This is a genomic window from Actinotignum timonense, from assembly GCF_030216305.1.
GTDB lineage: Bacteria > Actinomycetota > Actinomycetes > Actinomycetales > Actinomycetaceae > Actinotignum > Actinotignum timonense_A.
Window position 1 is genome coordinate 18,275 of the sequence record NZ_JASOKT010000010.1, and the last position, 19,869, is coordinate 38,143.

Annotated in this window: 10 protein-coding genes; 2 read left to right on the forward strand and 8 right to left on the reverse strand. The window is 62.0% G+C overall.

The window, feature by feature from the left end; genetic code table 11:
• Positions 1 to 13: 13 nt before the first annotated feature.
• The 8 genes from QP305_RS06145 to QP305_RS06180 form a co-directional block, all read right to left on the reverse strand.
• The gene (locus tag QP305_RS06145; protein WP_284904555.1) at positions 14 to 1,744 is read right to left on the reverse strand and encodes an ABC transporter ATP-binding protein; all 1,731 of its coding nucleotides are present in this window, start codon (positions 1,742 to 1,744) and stop codon (positions 14 to 16) included.
• Complete coding sequence (locus QP305_RS06150; RefSeq protein WP_284904557.1) at positions 1,738 to 3,591, reverse strand: ABC transporter ATP-binding protein; 1,854 nt, start codon at positions 3,589 to 3,591, stop codon at positions 1,738 to 1,740. The genes QP305_RS06145 and QP305_RS06150 overlap by 7 nt, the downstream gene beginning before the upstream one ends.
• Before the next feature lie 12 nt (positions 3,592 to 3,603).
• Complete coding sequence (locus tag QP305_RS06155; RefSeq protein ID WP_284904559.1) at positions 3,604 to 4,269, reverse strand: TetR/AcrR family transcriptional regulator; 666 nt, start codon at positions 4,267 to 4,269, stop codon at positions 3,604 to 3,606.
• A 135-nt stretch (positions 4,270 to 4,404) separates the two neighbouring features.
• Positions 4,405 to 5,226, reverse strand: a complete 822-nt coding sequence (locus tag QP305_RS06160) for a Fic family protein (protein ID WP_284904561.1) — start codon at positions 5,224 to 5,226, stop codon at positions 4,405 to 4,407.
• 213 nt (positions 5,227 to 5,439) lie between these two features.
• On the reverse strand, positions 5,440 to 11,115 hold the full coding sequence (locus QP305_RS06165; protein ID WP_284904563.1) for a Rib/alpha-like domain-containing protein: 5,676 nt from the start codon (positions 11,113 to 11,115) through the stop codon (positions 5,440 to 5,442).
• 751 nt (positions 11,116 to 11,866) lie between these two features.
• Positions 11,867 to 12,907: a class 1b ribonucleoside-diphosphate reductase subunit beta gene (gene nrdF / locus QP305_RS06170; protein ID WP_284904565.1), complete on the reverse strand. Its 1,041-nt coding sequence runs from the start codon at positions 12,905 to 12,907 to the stop codon at positions 11,867 to 11,869.
• Positions 12,908 to 13,109: 202 nt separating this feature from the next.
• Positions 13,110 to 13,664, reverse strand: coding sequence for an NADPH-dependent FMN reductase (locus tag QP305_RS06175; RefSeq protein ID WP_434736388.1), 555 nt, complete (start codon positions 13,662 to 13,664; stop codon positions 13,110 to 13,112).
• Positions 13,665 to 13,757: 93 nt separating this feature from the next.
• Positions 13,758 to 15,590 (reverse strand): choice-of-anchor M domain-containing protein, encoded by a 1,833-nt coding sequence (locus QP305_RS06180; RefSeq protein WP_284904567.1) that lies wholly within the window; start codon positions 15,588 to 15,590, stop codon positions 13,758 to 13,760.
• Positions 15,591 to 15,714: 124 nt separating this feature from the next.
• Between QP305_RS06180 and QP305_RS06185 the strand changes: the two genes are divergently transcribed.
• A complete protein-coding gene (locus QP305_RS06185) occupies positions 15,715 to 18,768 on the forward strand; it encodes a choice-of-anchor M domain-containing protein (protein WP_284904569.1) in 3,054 nt (1,017 codons plus the stop codon).
• A 129-nt stretch (positions 18,769 to 18,897) separates the two neighbouring features.
• Positions 18,898 to 19,710, forward strand: a complete 813-nt coding sequence (locus tag QP305_RS06190; protein WP_284904571.1) for a carboxymuconolactone decarboxylase family protein — start codon at positions 18,898 to 18,900, stop codon at positions 19,708 to 19,710.
• The last annotated feature ends 159 nt before the right edge of the window (positions 19,711 to 19,869 follow it).

The window sequence follows — 19,869 nt, forward strand, 5'->3', positions numbered from 1 at the left end:
AATATACGCAGGTTCAGCGTGCCATGAGCTGCGAAAAATCGATGACCTGGTCTGCCCACGCAATTGTGGAGGGACGGTGGGCGACCATGAGTACCGTGCGGCCTGCGGCGAGGCGTCGTATCGCTTCGCCGATGACTGCCTCGGTGATGCTGTCCAGCGCGGAGGTGATTTCGTCGAGGAGGAGGATCGGGCTGTCTTTGAGGAAAGCTCGGGCGATGGCAACGCGTTGTTTCTCCCCACCGGAGAGCGCATTTCCGCCCGGACCTACCTGGGTGTCAAGTCCGGCGGGCAGCCGCTCGATAACTGGATCCAGCCCGGCCTGGCTTACCGCGGTGAGGATTTCTTCCTCCGTGGCATCCGGCTTGGCCAGCGTCAGGTTTTCTCGGATGGACCCGCTGAAGAGGTAGACATCCTGGAACACCATTGCGATGTGGCGCATGGGCTTGCATTCGCGAATATCGCGCCCGCCGAGAGTGATGGTTCCGCCCTGTGGCTGCCAAAAGCCGGCGACCAACGCCAATGCGGTAGTTTTCCCCGCACCTGACGGGCCCACTAAAGCGGTCACTTTACCTTCCGGGGCTTTCAAGTTGAGATCACGCAGCACGGGGTAGCGCGGATCGTAGCCGAAGGTCACCCCGGAAAATTCGATGGTGCTATCGGCGAGCACGCCTGGATCCGCCTCGGGAGATACGCTCGGCCCTGGGTTCGCGTGGGAGGGCGCGAGCACGCCAGAATCCGCGTTCACGGGCTCGGCGACAGTCGAGATATCGGGCTGTTCCTCGGCGGCCGCGATAATTTCGCGCACCCGCTCGAGGGCTTGCATAGAATCCGTGAGCGCGGTGGAGTATAAGACTGATTGCGAGAGCGGCAGATTAATACGGGTGAGAACAACGGCGATGGCCAGGAAGCTGAGGAAATCCAGGCCGCCACCAACCACCAGGGCTCCGCCCCAGCCCAGGCATACGGCGAAAGCCAGTTCAACCAGCAGGAGGAATGCGGAGGCCGGGCGGCTTTGGCTGCGCAGCGTCCGCAGGATTCCGGTGGACTCGGCAGCGAGCGCCTCATCCAGGGGCTGCCATTGGGTTTGCCCGCTGCCGCGCAGGACTTGCTGGAGTTTCGCGAATTCGATAATCCGCCCGGCTACTCGGCGTGAGAGCCGGGCTTCGCTGGCTTGGGCTTCGCGCACTGCTCGATGCATCCATCCCCAGATAAACCACAATCCGATACTGGTCACCGCGAGAACCACCCCGAGGCGCCATTCAACCACCGTGACCACCACCGCCATGACGAAAGGAACCACCACGCCGGATATCACCGCAGGGAAAACCAGGGAAGCCAGGTGGGAGAGGGTGTTAACGTCTTTCGAAGTGGCATTTATAACCGCGGTGCGGCGGGATGGGGTGAACCACCCGACCGGGAGGCGCACTACCGCCGCGCCGATTTTTTTCATGAGCTCGTCGCAGATCGCGTACACGCTCACCCGGTAAGACCAGCTCATCGTCACCACGTAGAGGAAAAACGTGATGGCTCCGCTGATGCATATCGCAATGAGCCAAGAGGATAGCTGCCCATCGGCCGGCGCACCGCCGCCAGCGCCACCTTCGGTGAGCAGTGCCCGGAGGAACCCGATGAGCATCGCTAAGGTGATGCCTTGGGCCACCGCGGCCGCGGTGTAGGCCCCTATCAAGATTTTTATTTGGCGCACATGTAGTACGGTGCGCATCGCCGTGAGCATTTTCAGCATGGGATTCCCTGCTCTTTCAGCATGTCGCGGTACAGGCCCGCGGTGGCCGCGAGTTCGTCGTGGCGGCCGGATTGTACGATTCGCCCGCCCGCAATCACCAGAATCTGGTCGGCTTGGGCGAGACCGCTTAGCCGGTGGGCGATCACCAAGGTGGAGCTATGCCCGCGCCGCGCCGCGATGACCTGGTGCAGAGCCTGCGCGGTATGAGTATCTTGGTGTGCGTTCGCTTCATCCATAATAAGGAGCGGAGGATCAGCTAACAAGGTACGGGCGATACTCAAGCGCTGCGCTTCACCGCCGGAAAGCACAGCGGCCTCCCCCAGGATCGTGTCATACCCGGCCGGGAGTGCGGCGATCCGTTTGGCGATATGCGCGCGGGCCGCCGCTTCCTGTAGCTGTGCATCGGTAGCCTCCCGGTTGCCGAGCAGGAGGTTATCCCGCACACTCACCGCCGCTAAGGACACATCCTGAAATACTGTCCCGACCTGGCTGTAGAGCCCCGCACGGCTGTATTCGCGCAGGTCGTGCCCGCCCAGGGTAATGCAGCCACTTTCCGGATCCCAAAAACGTGCCGCGAGTGCACCGATGGTAGTTTTCCCAGCTCCCGAGGGCCCGACCACGGCGGTCAGAGTTCCGGATGGGAGGGTGAAACTAATATCGTGCAAGACCGGGCGGCCTGGAGCATAACCGAAGGACACATTCTGGAAACGTAGCTCCGGGGCGGCCGAATCTATAACGGTCTCAGCCTTAGCGGCCGAAGCCGTGACGCCCGTAGTCTTAGCGGCCGAATCCGTAGCGGCCGAATCCGTAGTGCGCGCAGCCAGGGCAGGAACCTGGTAATCCCCTACTTCCTGCGGTTTTTCCGCCAGCAGCGCCGCTGTATCTTCCCCGGCCCGCAGTGAGCCTTGCAGGTTCTGAGTGAGCGTCATGAGTTGCCCCAGCCCCGCGGGCAGCCCGAGCCAAATGGTGAAGAACGCCAGACTGCTCGCGGGTGTGATCCAGCCGCTCCACACGAACCAGCAAATGAGCGGGGCGCTCCACGCGAGGATCACGCCCGGCTGGCTCAATGCGGATACCACCGCAATTCCTTTACCGGCCCCGGCCAACCACCGGAAGGACGCGTCGGAATTTTCTTCCCGCGCCGTGGTGAAGCGCCCGCCGACTCCGGTGGCGGGGAGTTGGTAGTTTTTGATTTCTTTTATGCCATCAACAAGCTCCACGGTTGCGTCCGCGAGTTTCCGTTGGGCGACGTCGTAGTCTTTAACGGCTTGATCCCCGCCACGGAAAGCGATCCCCATGGCCAGGCCAACGGCAATAATAAATACTCCGCCCAGGAGGAGTGCCAGCCTCCAGTCGAGCACACACAGGTAGATGCCGCCCACCAACGGTGCCACGAGCGCACTGGCGAGTTCGGCGCTGGCATGGGCAACCAGGGTATGGATGGCGCTGGTGTCATCAACCACGATTTTCCGGATTTCACCAGGGCCCAGCCGCCGCACGCGCCCCAAAGGCAAGGCGCCTAAATGTGTGATGATACGACGGCGCAGCCGATGCCGCAGCCCTGCTTCGCTGATATGGGTGATACCAACTGCCCAGTTGTAACAGATGTGATGTACCAGCAAGCCCACCAGGGTGAGCCCCAACCACCACCAGATACGTGCCGCGCCGTGGCCGCCGAGCCAGTCATCAGCCAAGCCAACTAATGCGATATACGGAATGACCGAAGCGCCGGATCCGATGCCGGCAATAATGAAGGAAACCAGCATTGACGTGCGCACGGGTGCGACCAGCTGCCACGTAGTCGTTTTCGGAGCCTGCTTCGCGTTTTTCCCTTGATGGTGAGCCATGGGATCTTCTTTCTACCCGAGCACATGCGTGCCGGAATGTACCGGCTCTTCCAAGAGACTCCGCCATCCGGCTTCCCGGAAGTTCTGAAGTAAGCCCAGGTATTTTTTGGCGTTCTCACGGTTGAGGCCTTGCCTGAGAGCGCCAAAGAAGCCATACCAGCCGGTTTCGCACATGACCTGCGCGAAGGCGGGCCATACCGCATCTTCCGGGCCGAGCTCGATATAGAGGCGGGCTTCGTATTCGGCTAGGTCAGCTACGAAGCTCTGATAGGGAGTGCCCGCGGATCCCCACAGAACTAATTGAAATACGGTGAGGTGGTCATAGACGTAATCGATCATCCAGTCCGTGATGCTGCTACCAAGATCCTCACCTGCACCGCTACCACCCTCCCGCGGTTCTTCCGCGCGCGACTTTTCGCCGAGCGACTTTTCCGTGAGGGCAAGACCGCGCATAATACCTTCGCGGTGCCGCTGGCGTAATTCCTGGCAACAGGGTTCCACAAGAGCCGCAAACAAGGCTTGTTTATTATCAAAATGGGTATAGAGGGCGCCGGTGGTGACATTGGCTTCTTTGGCAATCACACGCAAGCTGGCTGCTTCATAGCCGTGCTCGGAAAAAGTCCGCAAAGCCGCGGCAAGGATCCGTTCCCGTGTTGAGCTATTTCCACGTGCCGCCACCGCAACCCCATTTCACATAACACTGTTATGCGATAAGGATAGCCCGGCAGAGGCAGGGCAGCAAGGGGCTATTTCGGAGTATCGGAATCGACGTTGCCGTGACTGGTAACTTGAACCATTATCTTGGCCGGTAACTTAGACGCTATCTTGGTCGGTATCTTGGTCGGTCGACCGACCAAGTACATCGACTTCGGTCAAGGAATCGCGGATTATCTCCAACATAAGCTCAACAAAATTCGAGCTATCCCCTTCCTTACCCGCAACAACGAAAGCTCGGTAATAATCCTGCTGGCGTGACCGGATGAATTCTTCCACGGGAAGCCAGAAGAAGATCTCTTTCCAGCGGCCAAGGAGCAGAGAATGCCAGAGCCGGCCCGTACGCCCGTTGCCGTCGGCGAAGGGATGGATGAACTCGAATTCGTAATGGAAAACCGCGCTCTTTATAAGCGGGTGCAACGTGGATTCCTGATACCACGCGAGCAAATGGCACATGTGTTGCGGAACCAGATCCGCCGGCGGAGCCGCGTGCACAACCACACTCCCCGCAAAGACCCCCACACCGCCAGAGCGGAAACACCCGCTCTCGGGAACTAGCCCGCTCATCATGGTTCCGTGCGCACGTAGCACATCGCGCGCTGACATCGGATCAAGTTCGGGGAGCAGGTCATATGCACTGCCGGCGTTATGCGCCTCAAGAACCTGAGCTGTCACGTCCGCGATATATTCACCGCCAAGAATGGCCCGGACTGTCTCCAGCGGCAAGGTATTCCCCTCAATGGCAAGGGTGGCGTGGATTACGCGAATACGGTTCTCGCGCCGCCCAAGCTCTCCCAAAGAATCCAGCCAGAATTTCCCGCCGTCCCCCGGGCGTTCCAGTTTTTCAACAAGGTTGCAGACCTGCCCGACCAGCGCCTCGCAGGCAGGTGTTATGCGCAGTGGTGGTTCGTAACCGCTCATCTCCCGATGCTATCGAAGCGTCATTCCCGCCACCGATCCACACGCCGAGAAACTGCATAGCAGGACTACGCACCGCGCACGCAAAGGGGCCGCCCCTGATATTTCAGGAGCGGCCCCTTGCGTTAGCCACTCGGCTGCTTGGGTAACCCATTGGAAACTTCCGCAGCCGCGCGGCTGGTTGGGTAGCTTTTCAGCTACCTCAGCAACATTGTGTTACTTCTTGCGGCGGCGAATTGCCACGCTACCCGCACCGGCGGCCAGAAGAGCGAAGACTGCCAGCGATGCCACATCGGCACCGGTCGCGGTCAGGCCCTTGGCCTTCTTGACCTTCTTAGTCTTCGGTGCAGCCTTGCCCGGATCGTTCGGGTTCAACGGGTCGGTGCCGTTCTTGATCTCGTCACCATCATTGATACCGTCACCATCGGTATCGGCCTTATTCGGGTTAGTCGGCTTACCACCATTCTTCACGCCCGTCACCTCGTCACCATCGGTGAGCCCATCACCATCGGTGTCAGGGTTGAGCGGGTCAGTGTTACCAGGCTTGCCGTCCTTATTGAACTTATCGTCCTGGAACGGGTTCTTGGTGCCGTTCACCTCATCACCGTCCGTGATGCCGTCACCGTCGGTGTCCGGGTTCTTCGGGTCAGTACCAATCTTCTTCTCGTCACCATCGGTCAGGCCATCACCATCGGTATCACCCTTATTCGGGTCCGTACCGTTCTTGATTTCGTCGCCATCATTGACGCCGTCACCATCGGTATCGGCCTTATTCGGGTTAGTCGGAGTGCCGTTGTTGTTCTTGCCGGTCACCTCGTCACCATCGGTGAGCCCATCACCATCGGTGTCAGGGTTGAGCGGGTCAGTGTTACCAGGCTTGCCGTCCTTATTGAACTTATCGTCCTGGAACGGGTTCTTGGTGCCATTGACCTCATCACCGTCCGTGATGCCGTCACCGTCGGTGTCCGGGTTCTTCGGGTCAGTACCAATCTTCTTCTCGTCACCATCGGTCAGGCCATCACCATCGGTATCACCCTTATTCGGGTCCGTACCGTTCTTGATTTCGTCGCCATCATTGACGCCGTCACCATCAGTATCGGCCTTATTCGGGTTAGTCGGAGTGCCGTTGTTGTTCTTGCCGGTCACCTCGTCACCATCGGTGAGACCATCACCATCAGTGTCAGGGTTGAGCGGGTCAGTGTTACCAGGCTTACCGTCCTTATTGAACTTATCGTCCTGGAACGGGTTCTTGGTGCCATTGACCTCATCACCATCCGTGAGCCCGTCACCATCAGTATCCGGGTTCAATGGGTCAGTACCGATCTTCTTTTCCTCACCATCGGTCAGGCCGTCACCGTCAGTATCGGGGTTCTTCGGGTCGGTCTTGGTGGCCTTGGAATCATCAACCTTCGGGGTACCATCCTCATTACGAGCAGGCTTACCGTTCTCGTCGATATCCGTACCGGCTTCCTCACCATCGGTCAGGCCATCACCATCAGTATCCGGGTTCTTCGGATCGGTGCCCAGGTCCTTTTCACGACCATCACTCACACCATCACCGTCAGTATCCGGATTCTTCGGATCAGTCCCGTCCTTCTTCTCATCCCCATCATTGATGCCGTCACCATCAGTGTCAGCATTATTCGGGTCCGTGCCGTCCTTGATTTCGTCAGCGTCAGTCACGCCATCGCCATCGGTATCGGCCTTGTTCGGGTTAGTCGGCTTGCCACCGTTATTCTTACCGGTCACTTCGTCACCGTCGTTCACCCCGTCACCATCAGTGTCAGGGTTGAGCGGATCAGTGTTACCAGGCTTACCGTCCTTATTGAACTTATCGTCCTTGAACGGATTCTTGGTGCCATTGACTTCGTCGCCGTCATTGATACCGTCACCATCGGTATCCGGGTTATTCGGGTCGGTGCCGATCTTTTCCTCTTCGGAATCGGTCAGGCCATCGCCATCGGTATCCGGATCCTTGACGGTCACCTTGGAGGTGTCGAGGACCTTATCACCATCCTTGATGGTCACGGTGATCTCAGACTTGTCCTTAGCGCCCGCGGGCACCTTGACCACAACATTGCCATCGGTGCCGATGGTGCAGGTTGCACCGCCGGTTGCTTCACAGGTGGCCGAAGCCGGGATCGGGCCGTTCGCCGGGTCCTTCGTGAGCGTCACGTCCGCACCGGGCTTGCCTTCGCCGTCGTTCCACGCCGGGCAACCATTATTGGAAGCCGGGCCGGCGATGGTGGGGCACTGATCCTGAGCATCGGGCACGCCGTCGTTATCGCCATCCGGGTTCGGAACCGGAGCGGGGGCCGTGACGGTCACCTTGGACTTGTCGAGGACCTTGTCACCATCCTTGATGGTCACCGCAATCTCGGTACCGGGGGTTGCACCCGCCGGAATCTTGACGACGACGTTGCCATCCCCGCCAATAGTGCACGTGGCACCACCGGTTGCTTCACACGTGGCCGAAGCCGGGATCGGGCCGTTGGCCGGATCCTTCGTGAGCGTCACATCGGTGCCGGGCTTACCTTCGCCGTCGTTCCACGCCGGGCAACCATTATTGGAAGCCGGGCCGGCGATGGTCGGGCACTGATCGGCATCCCCGGACACTCCATCCTGATCGGGATCAGGATCAGCAATGGTCACGGTAGCCGTATCCAGGTCCTTACCGTTGGGGTCCTTGACCTTGACAACGATCTGGTCCTTATCCTTCGCATTCGCGTTCGGAGTGACCGTAATCGAGCCATCCTGGTTGAGCTTGGCGGTACCCGGGCCGGTCACCTCAACGGTGGAACCGTCCGGAACCGGGCCACCCGCGTTAGGCAGCTGCGCCGGCTCACTCGGCTTGGTGGTCGTGTCATTCCAGGCCGGGTTATTCGGGGCAAGCACGGTCACCTTGGAGGTGTCCAGATCCTTGCCGTCATTCTTGACGGTCACCGGGATTTCGGTACCGGGGGTCGCACCTTCCGGAACCTTCACGGTGATATTGCCATCCTGGCCGATGGTGCAGCTCGCGCCATTACCCGCAACGCACGTAGCGGTGTTCGGGATCTCGCCGTTAGCGGGATCCTTCGCCAGCGTCACATCCGCACCGGGCTTACCTTCGCCGTCGTTCCAGGCCGGGCACCCGTTATTGGTGGCCGGGCCGGCGATGGTGGGGCACTGGTCTGCGTCGTCGTTCACACCGTCGTTATCGGTATCGGGGTTCGGAACCGGATCCGGGGCCGTCACCGTCACCTTGGGTGTGTGGAGGGTCTTGCCCTCGTTCTTGATGGTCACCGGAATTTCGGTGCCGGGGGCGGTTCCTTCCGGAACCTTGACGACGACGTTGCCATCGGTGCCGATGGTGCACGTGGCACCATTGCCGGCTTCGCAGGTCGCGGTGCTCGGGATCGGGCCGTTCTTCGGGTCCTTCGTGAGCGTCACATCAGTGCCGGGCTTGCCCTCGCCGTTGTTCCACGCCGGGCAACCATTATTGGAAGCCGGGCCGGCGATGGTGGGGCACTGGTCTACGTCGTCGTTCACACCGTCGCGGTCAGTATCGACCGGGGCCGGGGTGGTGACGGTTACCGGAACCTTGACGGTATCGGTGCTGCCATCCGGGTAGGTGACAACAACGGGAACCTCGTAGGGGCCAGCGGCGGTGCCCGCGGCCGGAGTCACCGTAATGGCGCCGGTTTCGGGGTTAACCGTGGCGGTAATCGGGGAGTTCTCGCCGAGCTTGAAGGTGGTCTTCTTGCCCTTCTCCGTCGGAGCGGGGTCAGTTTCAACCTTCTTGGTAGCGAGCTTATCGAAGGTGGGAGCCGGGACCTCAATGGTCTGCCCCGCTTCTACCGTATTGTCCTGCTTGTAATTCGGATCGTAGGTATCGGTGAGCTGCGCCAGCACCTTGACCGGAACCCAGGTCTTGAGCTTGAGCTTGTTCTTGGCGTTGAGCGGATCGGTCACGGTAGCAACCACCGGGATGCGGTAGTCACAGGGAGCCACGTCCGCGCCGGGCTTGACGGTCACCACGCCGGTGGCCGGATCAACAGTAGCCCAGACCTTCGCGCCTTCACCCAGCTCATAAGTCGCATCGGCAGGAAGCTGGTACTTGTTATTACCGGCCTGCGTGAAGCCCTTGGCTTCGCGGGTTGCGTAAGGAGCCTTGCTCTTCTCGGTTTGGGTCTTCTTCACCTGGACGGCGTCGTACTTGACGGGAATCGCGCGCACGATGAAGGAATCGGAAGAAACAGCGTTTTCAGCGGCATACAGAGTTGCCGTGTAGATTTCGCCGTCCTTCGCGTTATCCGGAACCTTGAAGTATGCCTTGCTGGCATCGCTCAGCTTCTTCAGGCCGCCGTTGGTCTGCACAACCTTGCCCTTGGAATCGGTCCACTCGATGCGGTTGGGCAGCGGGGAGAGATCCTTACCGGTCAGCTTGACTTCAGCGGTCTGCCCGGGGAGAGCGTAGTTTTCCTGGGCATCGAAGTTCGTGATATCCAGTTCCACCTGCACGCTGAGCACCAGCGCCAGATTGACGTTGTACCAGTTATTGGTAATCAGATTGACAGCCGCGGAGGTTTGCGGAGTCCACGAAGCATTCGAGTTGAACATGTTGAAGGTCTGGCGCATGAAGGAGGAGTAGTTCGGGACTACTCGCCCGTTCGGGTCCAGGACGTACATGTAAATACGGTCCACGTCCGCGCCGGCATTCTTCGGCAGGCGGATGGTGTACATGCCCTTTTCGTTCGTGGTGGCCGTGTAGGTGCCCTCGATGTAATCGGGGTGCTCGGTGAGCATGTCACGGACCTTGACCTCGCGGTCATTCACGGACGGGGTGGCATTACGCAGTTCCTGGAGCGCAGCCTTGCCCGCGGGGGTCAGCTGCGAGAGCACCACGGTGTAGCCGGAGGCCACCACGTCACCCGAGGTATTGAAGTTCGGGCCGGTGGCGGAGTTGGCAAGATCGCCAGCACCGGATTCGAACCACACCTTGCCGGAAACGGAGTCCCGGGTGGAGAGGGTCACGGCCGGGTCGGTCAGGGGACCCTTGTCATCATTGACCCATTCGTTCTTGGGGCGGGTGAGGTAGTCATTCGGATCGGTGTACATGAACACCGCGGTCCGCTGCATATTGGTGCCGATAAGCGGGAACTGGCCCAGGTTATTGGCCGTCACGCTATTGACGAAGGCACCCGGGAAGAAGCCGCCGGCCTGGCGCACCATGGTGACGGGGTTGCCGGCCGGGTTGGTGAAATCATTAATCCACAGGCGGTAGTACTGGCCAGCAACGGCCTTGTAAAGGTGCTGCTTGCCGGTGTTATCTACCCAGGGCACGCGCAGATCAAAAGCGTAGGCGCCGGGGCCGATCTGGCTTCCGTCGCTCTCGTCAATCGTCTTGACGGTGGTGGAGTAAATCGGGGAGGCCGCGCCGTCGGTATCACGCCACTGGAGGTACACCTTGGTTCCGTCCGGAACCGGGGTTGCACCATTGGAGGTGGTTGCCGGCGTGCCAACGCCGCCGAAGAACGCACGCCCCGAGAGCGTGTTCTTGGCATTACTGGCATCGGTGGTGCTCTTAATCCAGCCGGTCTTGAAAGCATCGGCTTCGATAATGGCATCTTGCTTGAAAGGAATATCCGGTCGGTTAGCGCCAGCTTGGTTCGCGCCTGCTTCGACAGCGGTGTCACCGACATACGTCGGACACTGCGCCGTGGGAGCAGTCGGCGCCGCACCGGAATTACCTTGCGGTGCAGCGTAGGCGATTCCCGAAGCAAACGTCGTCATGAGCGCCGCGGCGGTGAGACCGGCCCACACTTTCGTGCGACGACGATGCCCACCCTTGCGGGACACAGACGCGGAGACTCCGGGCGCCGACTGAGTCGACTCCGTGTGTTGGGACATTATTTCTCCATTAGTAGGTTTATGGATCGTTAGGGTGAAGCATGAGGAGAGCGTCAATTGTGGGAGGGTAGCGCTGGAGTGCCCCCCCCCCCGCAATTCAACCGACCCTGTCAGCTAAATCGCCTAAACAATTCATGAGCCTAGCACAAAGAGCCGTATTCAATTATTCAGTACCAAAGGTTATATAAACCGCGTAGCAACGCGGCTTCCCTCGCGGAGATAACTAACTTTTTATCAGGCTGTTTCAGAATTATTTACTAAGTATTAACCCGCGGCACCGCGCGGTTTTGAGACGGGCGCTTCGTTGCGCTCGGGCCTGCCTGGCCGCTTTTTCGACGGCGCGGCCGCGCGTCCACCTCGCCATTATGCCGCCCGCGCCGGCGTGAATAATAATACTTTTCCGTAGCGGCGCGGGCCTTCGCTCACCACCCACACCGCCCGGACGGTACTAAAGTCCCGTGCCGGCGCGGCGAAAGGGCGGGCACACGCGCGGTACATTCCCCGATTCACACCACGCCCCGCCGCGTGAATACTTATGTGCCGCCACGGCCCCTACCTGGGGCATCGCTCCGGTAAATGTACCCAATCTCTCGTTTTCTCGGGGCGGCCACCCGCACACAGCACACGCGCAGGTGGCCGCCCCGATCATCGCACCACAGGTCAGGACCTTTGGGCTACTCGCTTATGGATTACTTACCTTGAGCTATTCACCTTCGGATACTCAGCTTCGGATACTCAGCTTCGGGCTACTTTAGAAATCCCAATCGTCGTCGGTGGTATCTTCCGACTCCCCAATAATGTAGGAGGAGCCCGAACCGGAGAAGAAATCATGGTTTTCGTCGGCGGCCGGGGAAAGTGCGGTGAGGATTTCCGGGCTCACCCGCGTTTCTTCGCCGCTGAAGCGCGCCTGGTAGCCAAGGTTCATGAGTGCCTTATTGGCGTTGTAGCGGACGAAAATTGCGACGTCGTCCATCAATCCCACGGGCTCGTAAAGTTCACCGGAGTACTCGAGTTCCATCTGGTAGAGCTTCTCGAGCAGCTCGAAGGTGAATTCTTCCATTTCCGCGCGCCGCGCCTCGCTGCATTCTTCCAGGCCGCACTGGTACTTGTACCCGGAGTAGTACCCGTGCACCGCCTTATCGCGCAGAATGAGGCGGATAAGATCCGCGGTATTCATGAGCTTGCCGCGGCAGGACAGGTAGAGGGGCAGGAAGAACCCGGCGTAGAGCAGCAGCGAGGACAGCAGAGTGGAGGAGACCTTGCGCTTGAGCGGATCATCGCCCACGTAGTGTTCCAGCACCGCCTTGGCTCGCTGCTGGAGCAGCGGATTATCCACGGCCCAGGTGTAAGCTTCCTCGATCTGGGCGCTCGAGGCCAGGGTGGAGAAAATCGAGGAATACGAACGCGCGTGCACTGCCTGCATGAAGGCGATATTGGCGTAGACGGCCTGCTCGTGTTCGGTATGCGCGTCCTGGATCTGACTGATTTCACCAATGCTCGCCTGTACGGTATCCAGCAAGGTCAGGCCGGTGAAGACCCGCATCACGAGGGTCTGCTCCACCTCGCTCATGCGCTGCCAGGAGGGCAGGTCATTGGAGAGCGGCACCTTTTCCGGCAGCCAGAAATTCGCGGTGAGCCGGCGCCACACCTCCAAGTCCTTCTCCTCCGGGACGTAATTCCAGTTGATCGGCCGGAAAGGCCCCTCGGGATGCTGGATGTACTGCGGCGGCATAAAGGAACGCAGGGTGTAATGCCGTCCATCAGGTGCGCTCATGACTTCTCCAATTTTCATCAAAACACTAGATATTGTGGTCACTTCAATTTAGACCACTAGATATAGTGTCGCATTGTGGGCGCCTAGGACTTAAGGCTCGCCGCAGTGGTGTATGTCATAACGACGACGCCGCTCCTTTCCCGCGAGCACCCGAGCCACGAAAAACACCCCCGAGCCGGCCGGAAACCAACTCGGGGGTGCGCTACGCGATAAGCGAGATTTACTTCTTCTCAACCAGGGCCACGAAGCGGTCAATATAGCCGCGCACGAAGTCCGCGGTATCGGCCTTGAGCTTGCCGGACTCCTCGAAGAGTTCCGGGGAGCGCCCCAGGAACACTTCGGGCTGGCCAGGCATGGGCATATCGAAGTAGGAAAGGGCCAGGCGCAGGTTCTTCTGCGAGCTGTAGCCACCCATCCGCCCCACCGAATGGCTGATAATGCCGGCCGGCTTGTTCTTCCAGGCCACATCGCTATTGGGCTTGGAGCCGATGTCCACGGCGTTCTTCAGGCAGGCCGGCACGGTGCGGTTATTTTCCGGCGTGACGAAGAGGATGCCATCACTGGCCTTAATGGTTTCCCGGAAGCTGGTGTAGCTTTCCGGCAGGGGTACGTCCGTCACAGCTGCGTCGTCGTAATCGAAGTTGTAGAGCGGCAGGTGACCGATCTCCACAATCTCCACCTGGTACCCTTCGGGGAAATAGCCGGCCACTTCGCTCGCGATTTTGCGCGCGTAGGAACCGCGCCGCAAACTACCCACCAGAATTGAAATCTTCATAAGTATCCCGCGCTTTTCACTCGTATATTGACTGGGTGTGCCGCGCCCGGCCGCCGCCACAGGCGCCGAAGCGGACGCTGCCACCATCATAGGCTAGGCCCGCTTGCGGGTATACAGCACCACCCCACCCACGCAGAGGAGGGCCAGGGTAACCGAGAGCGGGTCAATCACCTCGGAGCCGGAATGCGCGAGGTTATTGCCGAGCTTCTTGCCTTCGCGTTCCAGCTGGGCGATTTGCTCGGCGGAAAGTTCGCAGGGCTGGCCATCCGCGGTGCGGCCTTCCCACACCGTTTCGGTACCGCCGCCGCTCGAACCGAACCACTGCTGGCCCACCAACTGCCCGAAGGTACCCGATTCGAAAACGGCCATCTTGCCGGGGCCGGACACGCTGGTGACGCTCAGGGTGAGCTCGCCGGTGGTCGCTTCGCGGAAGCTGGGATGCTGGGTATTCGCGCCGAGCCACGGCACTCCGGAGACCTGGCTGGAAGAAATCATGTAGATGCGCTCACCGGCGCTCGCCACGAAATCAATACCGGCCGGGGCGGTGGTGGCCGCGGCCTCCCCCAGCCCGAAGCTCAGGGAAGCCGGGTCGAGCCACTGCCCGGAATTATCGTCCTTGACGGCGGCGCGCAGCTGCCCGCCGTCCACCACCGCACCCAGGTCGTAATGGCCGCTATTGGCGTTGCCACTTCCCCCGACGTTGAAGGTGAGGGTAGTGGTGGTTGACAGGCGGGTGCCGTCCGTTGCGGTGGCGTTGAGGGCCAAGCCCACCGTGTAGGTGCCCGGCTGGGTGAAGACCCAATTGGGGTGCACATGGGTATTGGCCGGTATCTTATGCGAACCGCTGGCACCGCCGCTCGCGGCGCGCTCCACCGGGGTAGGGATGCACACCGGCGCGGCGGGCGCTTGCGGGGCTTGGCCGGCCGGGGCTTGGGGTGCTTGGCCGGCCGGCGCCTGGGGTGCTTGCCCCGTGGGGGGCTGGGGCGCCTGCGTAGCGCCGCCGTTCGGCGCCGGGGTGCCGGGCGTGCCGTTAGCCCCGCCAGTCGCACCGTTGGCACCGTTCCCGCCGTTGGCGCCGTTCGCACCACTTCCCCCCTTGCCAGCTCCCGGGGTGGATCCGCCGCCCGGGGTAGCGGTATTGCCCGGCGCGCCAGCGGCACCGTCGTTCCCACTATCGTTCCCACTACCGGAGCCACCGTTATCGTGACCCTGCGCGGCCGCAATCGCGGCGTCACCCACCGCCCAGGTGTAGGTGCGGGCGGGCGCGGTGAGGGTACCTCCGGGGGTATCCACTTCGGCGCGCACCGTCATGCGGTAGGTGCCGGGCGCGGAGAAGAGCCAATTAGCGTGCTGGTGCGCGGGTTCGGGCTGGGCGATCACGCTGCCCGGCCCCATCTGGAAGATTGGGGCGCCGGCGGCGTCGCGCAGAATCGGGTTGAGGGTGGCGAAATTCGTTTCCCATAGGAAGACCTTGCCGGGGCCTTCGAGCTGCTCCACCACGAAACGTGCCGCGGTGCCGCCGAGCTGGCGCGCCGCCCCGGAATCCCAGCCGGGCCATACAATTCCGGGCTGCTGCACCTGGTCGAGCAGAAAGCCGGGTGTACCCAGCTGCGGAACCTCGGCGGATTTGCTAATGAACGTTCGCTCCACTACCCCGATCACGGTTTCTTCGGGGGCGCGCTCCACCCCGGTACCGGTGGCGTCTTCTTTGAGATTGAGGGAGATGGCGCCATCTGCACCCGCGGCAATATTGAAGAGGTCCATATGCCCGGAGGTGAGAACGGTGGACTGCCCGGCCCCCGCCCCCGCGGGCGCTGCCGGCGCCGGTGCGGCCTGGGCGGCAGGAAGGAATGCTCCCCACCCGGCCAGGAGCGCCGCCATGGCGCCCGCCAGCCCCGCCGCAGCACGCCGTGTGAGTGCTGTCATGACTTTCCTTTCCTTGCGGTACTTGCGCCACCTAGCCTATTTGATAACAATAATGATTATCAATAAGGGGTGATGCGGTTGTCTCTCACCCGGACTGCCGCACACCGAAACGGAAAGAGACAGAATGGCACGACGCTTCCTCGCGGCCCTGGCCGCCGCCGCACTCACCGCCGGGATAGCTCCGGCCGCCGCGGCCGCCCCGGATGACGGAAAGATTGTCACAACGACGGCGCACGTTGATGCCCCCAAGGTTTTTTGGGAAAACGGTACGTTCGTGCTGAAAAACGAAGCCTATGACGAGTTGTATCCGCTGGAGAAGACCGTCAATTGGGTGGGGCGCGGCTACGCGCGCTCCGGCTCGAATCAGGGCGGGCAGCAGTACATTTTCCTCCCCCCGGATAACGAGGCTTACGGGCATCTGCGCAAGGTGGCCGAGCGCTGGTATTCCGCGCCGGGTATGCCCAGCGGCCCCTTCCCCATCTGGGCCGGTTTCGGTGCGGATGCCGCCATTCCAGTGGAGCAATTCCGCAACGGCACTTTCGCGCTGGAGCTGACCAAGTTCGACGGCCCGGGGCGCATGGAAGCCTTCATGACCAATATGGACCTCTACCTCCCGCTGTTCTCCAGCCACGAGACGGGGCGGCGGGTCTCCTACCTGGTGCCCGGCAGCCACACCCATAACGAGACCGCTTTTACCAAGCCGGGGCGCTACACCCTGACCTATCGCGCCATCGCGCGCGGGGTGGACGGCAAGATTATCGCCTCGCAGGAGATTCCGTTTGTGTGGCAGGTGGGTGGCACCCGCCCCGCCAAGGAAGCGGGCCCCGATCTGGCTACCGCGTTCAATGCCGCCCCCACCGGGGATACCTCCGGCTACCGTTTCTCCCTCGCCCCGTACGAGGGCCGCGAGCACGACGCGGATGACCAGCTCACCGAGCTGCGTTTCGATGCCGGTTCGGAAACGGTGGCGGGGAAGGTGCAGTTCTTCCTGGATGGTTACTTCTTGGCTGAAGTCCCGGTGGAGAAGGGGAAGGCGCGCTGGGCGGAGATGATCGGCTCGGGCGCCTCGAATTTCCAGGCGGTTTTCGTGCCCGCCACCCCGGGAACGCAGGGCGCGGCCGGCGCGCCCAAGGCCGACGGCGCAGCCAATTCGGCTCCCGGCGCTCAGGCCACCACCGGGGCCCGCTGGATATCCGCCCCGGTCTCCTACGCCTTCGGGGCGGCCGAGGCCAGCACCTCGGAGAGCGCCGCGCAGCTGCCCGAGCCCCATTCGCAGGATCCGGCGCCGGCCATGGAGGGCGGGGAGTATACGCCGTCGTCCTTCGATTACACGGTACGCACGGAAAAGACGGCCACCGGAAACGTAACCACCTCGGTTGCTTTCGCGGATCCGAAGGTGCGCGCGTACGTGCACGGCGGCTACTACGCGAAACCGGAGGATAAGTACCCGGATTGCGAAGTGAATATGGTGACGGATTCGCGCGGCGTGGCCACCGTAACCCAGGGTGATTCCTGGTGCGAGGGCTACCACCTCAAGCTCAGCATCGACCCGCATCCGGAAGTGAATATGAGCGCGGCGGCGGACGCGCGTTTCGGCACCATGGACCTGAGCGCCCCGCAAAGCTATTCCGGGCGGCTCGCCGCCGCTCCCGCGATTGGTACCGGCACCCAGCCAGCCCCCGAGCCGCAGCCCGAACCGGCGCCGGGGCCGGGGCCTGAGCCCGGGCCGAACCCAGGTCCGAATCCTGCGCCAAACCCGAACCCGGGACCGAATCCCGGCCCGAATCCGCCCGCGCCGGCGCCTACACCTTCTGTGTCGCCTAGCGCTCCCGCACCAGCCCCCGCACCGCAGCCCGCCCCGTCGCGCACCATTTTGCGCCGCGGCCACGTGGACCTGCAGGCGGTGCCGGGCGAGGGCGGCCCGGGCGTTACCCTCAAGGACGACACCCTCGAGCACGCCACCACCTCGGTGCAGCGCGATGTGAGCACGGTGGCGCTGGCGGTTCCTGATTCGGCGAAGTCCCCGCGGGCGAAGGGCGCGGCTTTTGATTTCCTCGGCGCGGAGGGCGAGCGGCTCTACCAGCTGCCCCAGAACTGGGATCGTTCGCATATTTGGCCCGGGTGGTCCACGGAGAGCTACCGCAAGCCCACGCGTTTCCACGTGGAGCCGGAGTCGATTCCGGCGGGCGCGCAGTATCACGCCTACGCGCTGAGCGGCTTCGGGAACGTGGATCGCCTCTTCGACGCCTCGCGCACCGCCCTTGACCTGCCCGATCCCACGCACCAGCACGCCGGTTGGGCCTTCACGCAGCCGGGCGTGTACGTGTTGCGGGTGTGGTACGACGACGCCGCAGCCGCGCCGGAAAATTCCGGCGCGGGCGGGGCCAATCGGGCGGGCCGCCTAGTTTTCTTGGTCGGGGATGAGACGATCGCCGGTTACGAGCAGGGCATCGTGAGCATCCCCGGCGATCCCACCGCTCCCGAACCGGGCGGTGCGGATCATCCCTCCGCGGATCCGAATCCGGGCGGCAACCCCGGTGGCAACCCGGGCGGCACCGTTAATCCGGATGGTGCGCCCACGCCGGGCGCCACTCCCGCACCGCAACCGTCGGCCGCACCCGGAACCCCGGGCGGCATTAGCACACCGAACCCGAATCCGCAGCCGGGTACACCCGGCCCCGGAACTAATCCCGGGAATAAGCCGCTAACTCCGGGCGGGCCGCCCGCGCCCGCCCCGCTTCCGGAGAATCCCGGGGCGAAGGTGCTGCCACCGAGCGGCAACGCACCGCTCGGCCCCGGTGGCGGCGCCACCCTCACGGGCAACCGGGTAGTTGGCGCACCACAGGCCGGTGGCGGCGGGGCACCGCGTCCCCTTTCCCCCGCTCCGGCGAAGGCCGGTGGGCCAGCAGCCGGTAAAGCGACCGCCCCCTCCGCCACTCCGTCGGCGAGTGCCACGCCCGGTGCCGGCACGCCCTCCGGTTCCGCCTTCGTTGGTATGCCCAATGGCGCGGCGGGCCAGGGTAACCAGGCGGCTGCTGGTGCGAATGCGGATGCTTCGGCAAGCGGCTGGGATCGGAGCATTAAGCTGAGCACCCTGGCGAAGATCATGGGCGTCATCGCTTTGTGTGCCCTGTGCCTGGGCGGCGGCGTCGCCCTGGAACGCCACCGACGCAAGTAACGCTCCTATAAACGGACCGGGCCACTAAGGCCCCCTACACCCCGGCGCACCCGAGACCGGATGCGCCGGGGTGTAGTCTGTTTTTGGCTGGGCAAAGGCGTCGGCCATACGTGAAGGAGATGATCTCAGGTGAGTGAGAAGATTACCCAAACCGCAGGCCGCGACCAGCTGGGAGATTTCACCCCGCTTTTTGCCGAGCTCAATGACGATGTTCTTTTTGGGCGGGTGTGGAATCAGCCCGAGCTGTCTCTCAAAACGAAGTGCGTGGTCACGGTGGTGGCTCTCATGGCCTCCGGTATCACGGATTCTTCGCTGCGCTATCACCTGGAGAACGCCAAGAATCACGGGGTGACTCGGGAGGAGATCGCCGCGATTATTACGCATGCGGCCATGTACGTAGGCTGGCCGAAGGCTTGGGCGGTTTTCAATCTGGCGAAGAATGTGTGGAGTGTTGATACCGAGGTTGCGGGTGCGGATGGTAGCGCTGGCTCCAATCCTGGCACGGATGCGCTGAGCGCCAAGGAACGCCACGCGCGCGAATGCCTCTTCCCCATCGGCGCACCCAATGACGGTTTTGCTCAGTATTTCATCGGGCAGAGCTACCTCACGCCGGTTTCCACCAGCCAGGTCCCCATGTACAACGTGACGTTCGAGCCGGGCTGCCGCAATAACTGGCATATTCACCACGCCTCCAGCGGCGGCGGCCAAATCCTTATCTGCGTGGCCGGCCGCGGATTCCACCAGGTCTGGGGCCAGCCGGTGGAAGAAATGCTGCCCGGGGATGTGATCAACGTTCCGGCGGGCACCAAGCACTGGCACGGAGCCGCACCCGATAGCTGGTTCTCCCACCTGGCTGTGGAAGTTCCCGGCACGGATACCTCCAACGAATGGCTCGAGCCGGTGAGCGATGCGGAGTATGCGCGGCTGACTGTGCGAGGCTAACCGCCCAAAATTCACACCTCATCCATCGAAGATTACCGGGCGAGTGGTATTTTTCTGAGCTGTACTTCGCATGTACGACATATGCACTACAGCTCTGAAAACACATGCCCCCGCAGGGTGTGATGTGATTATTGAGGTCAGTGGGAAAATACCATCATC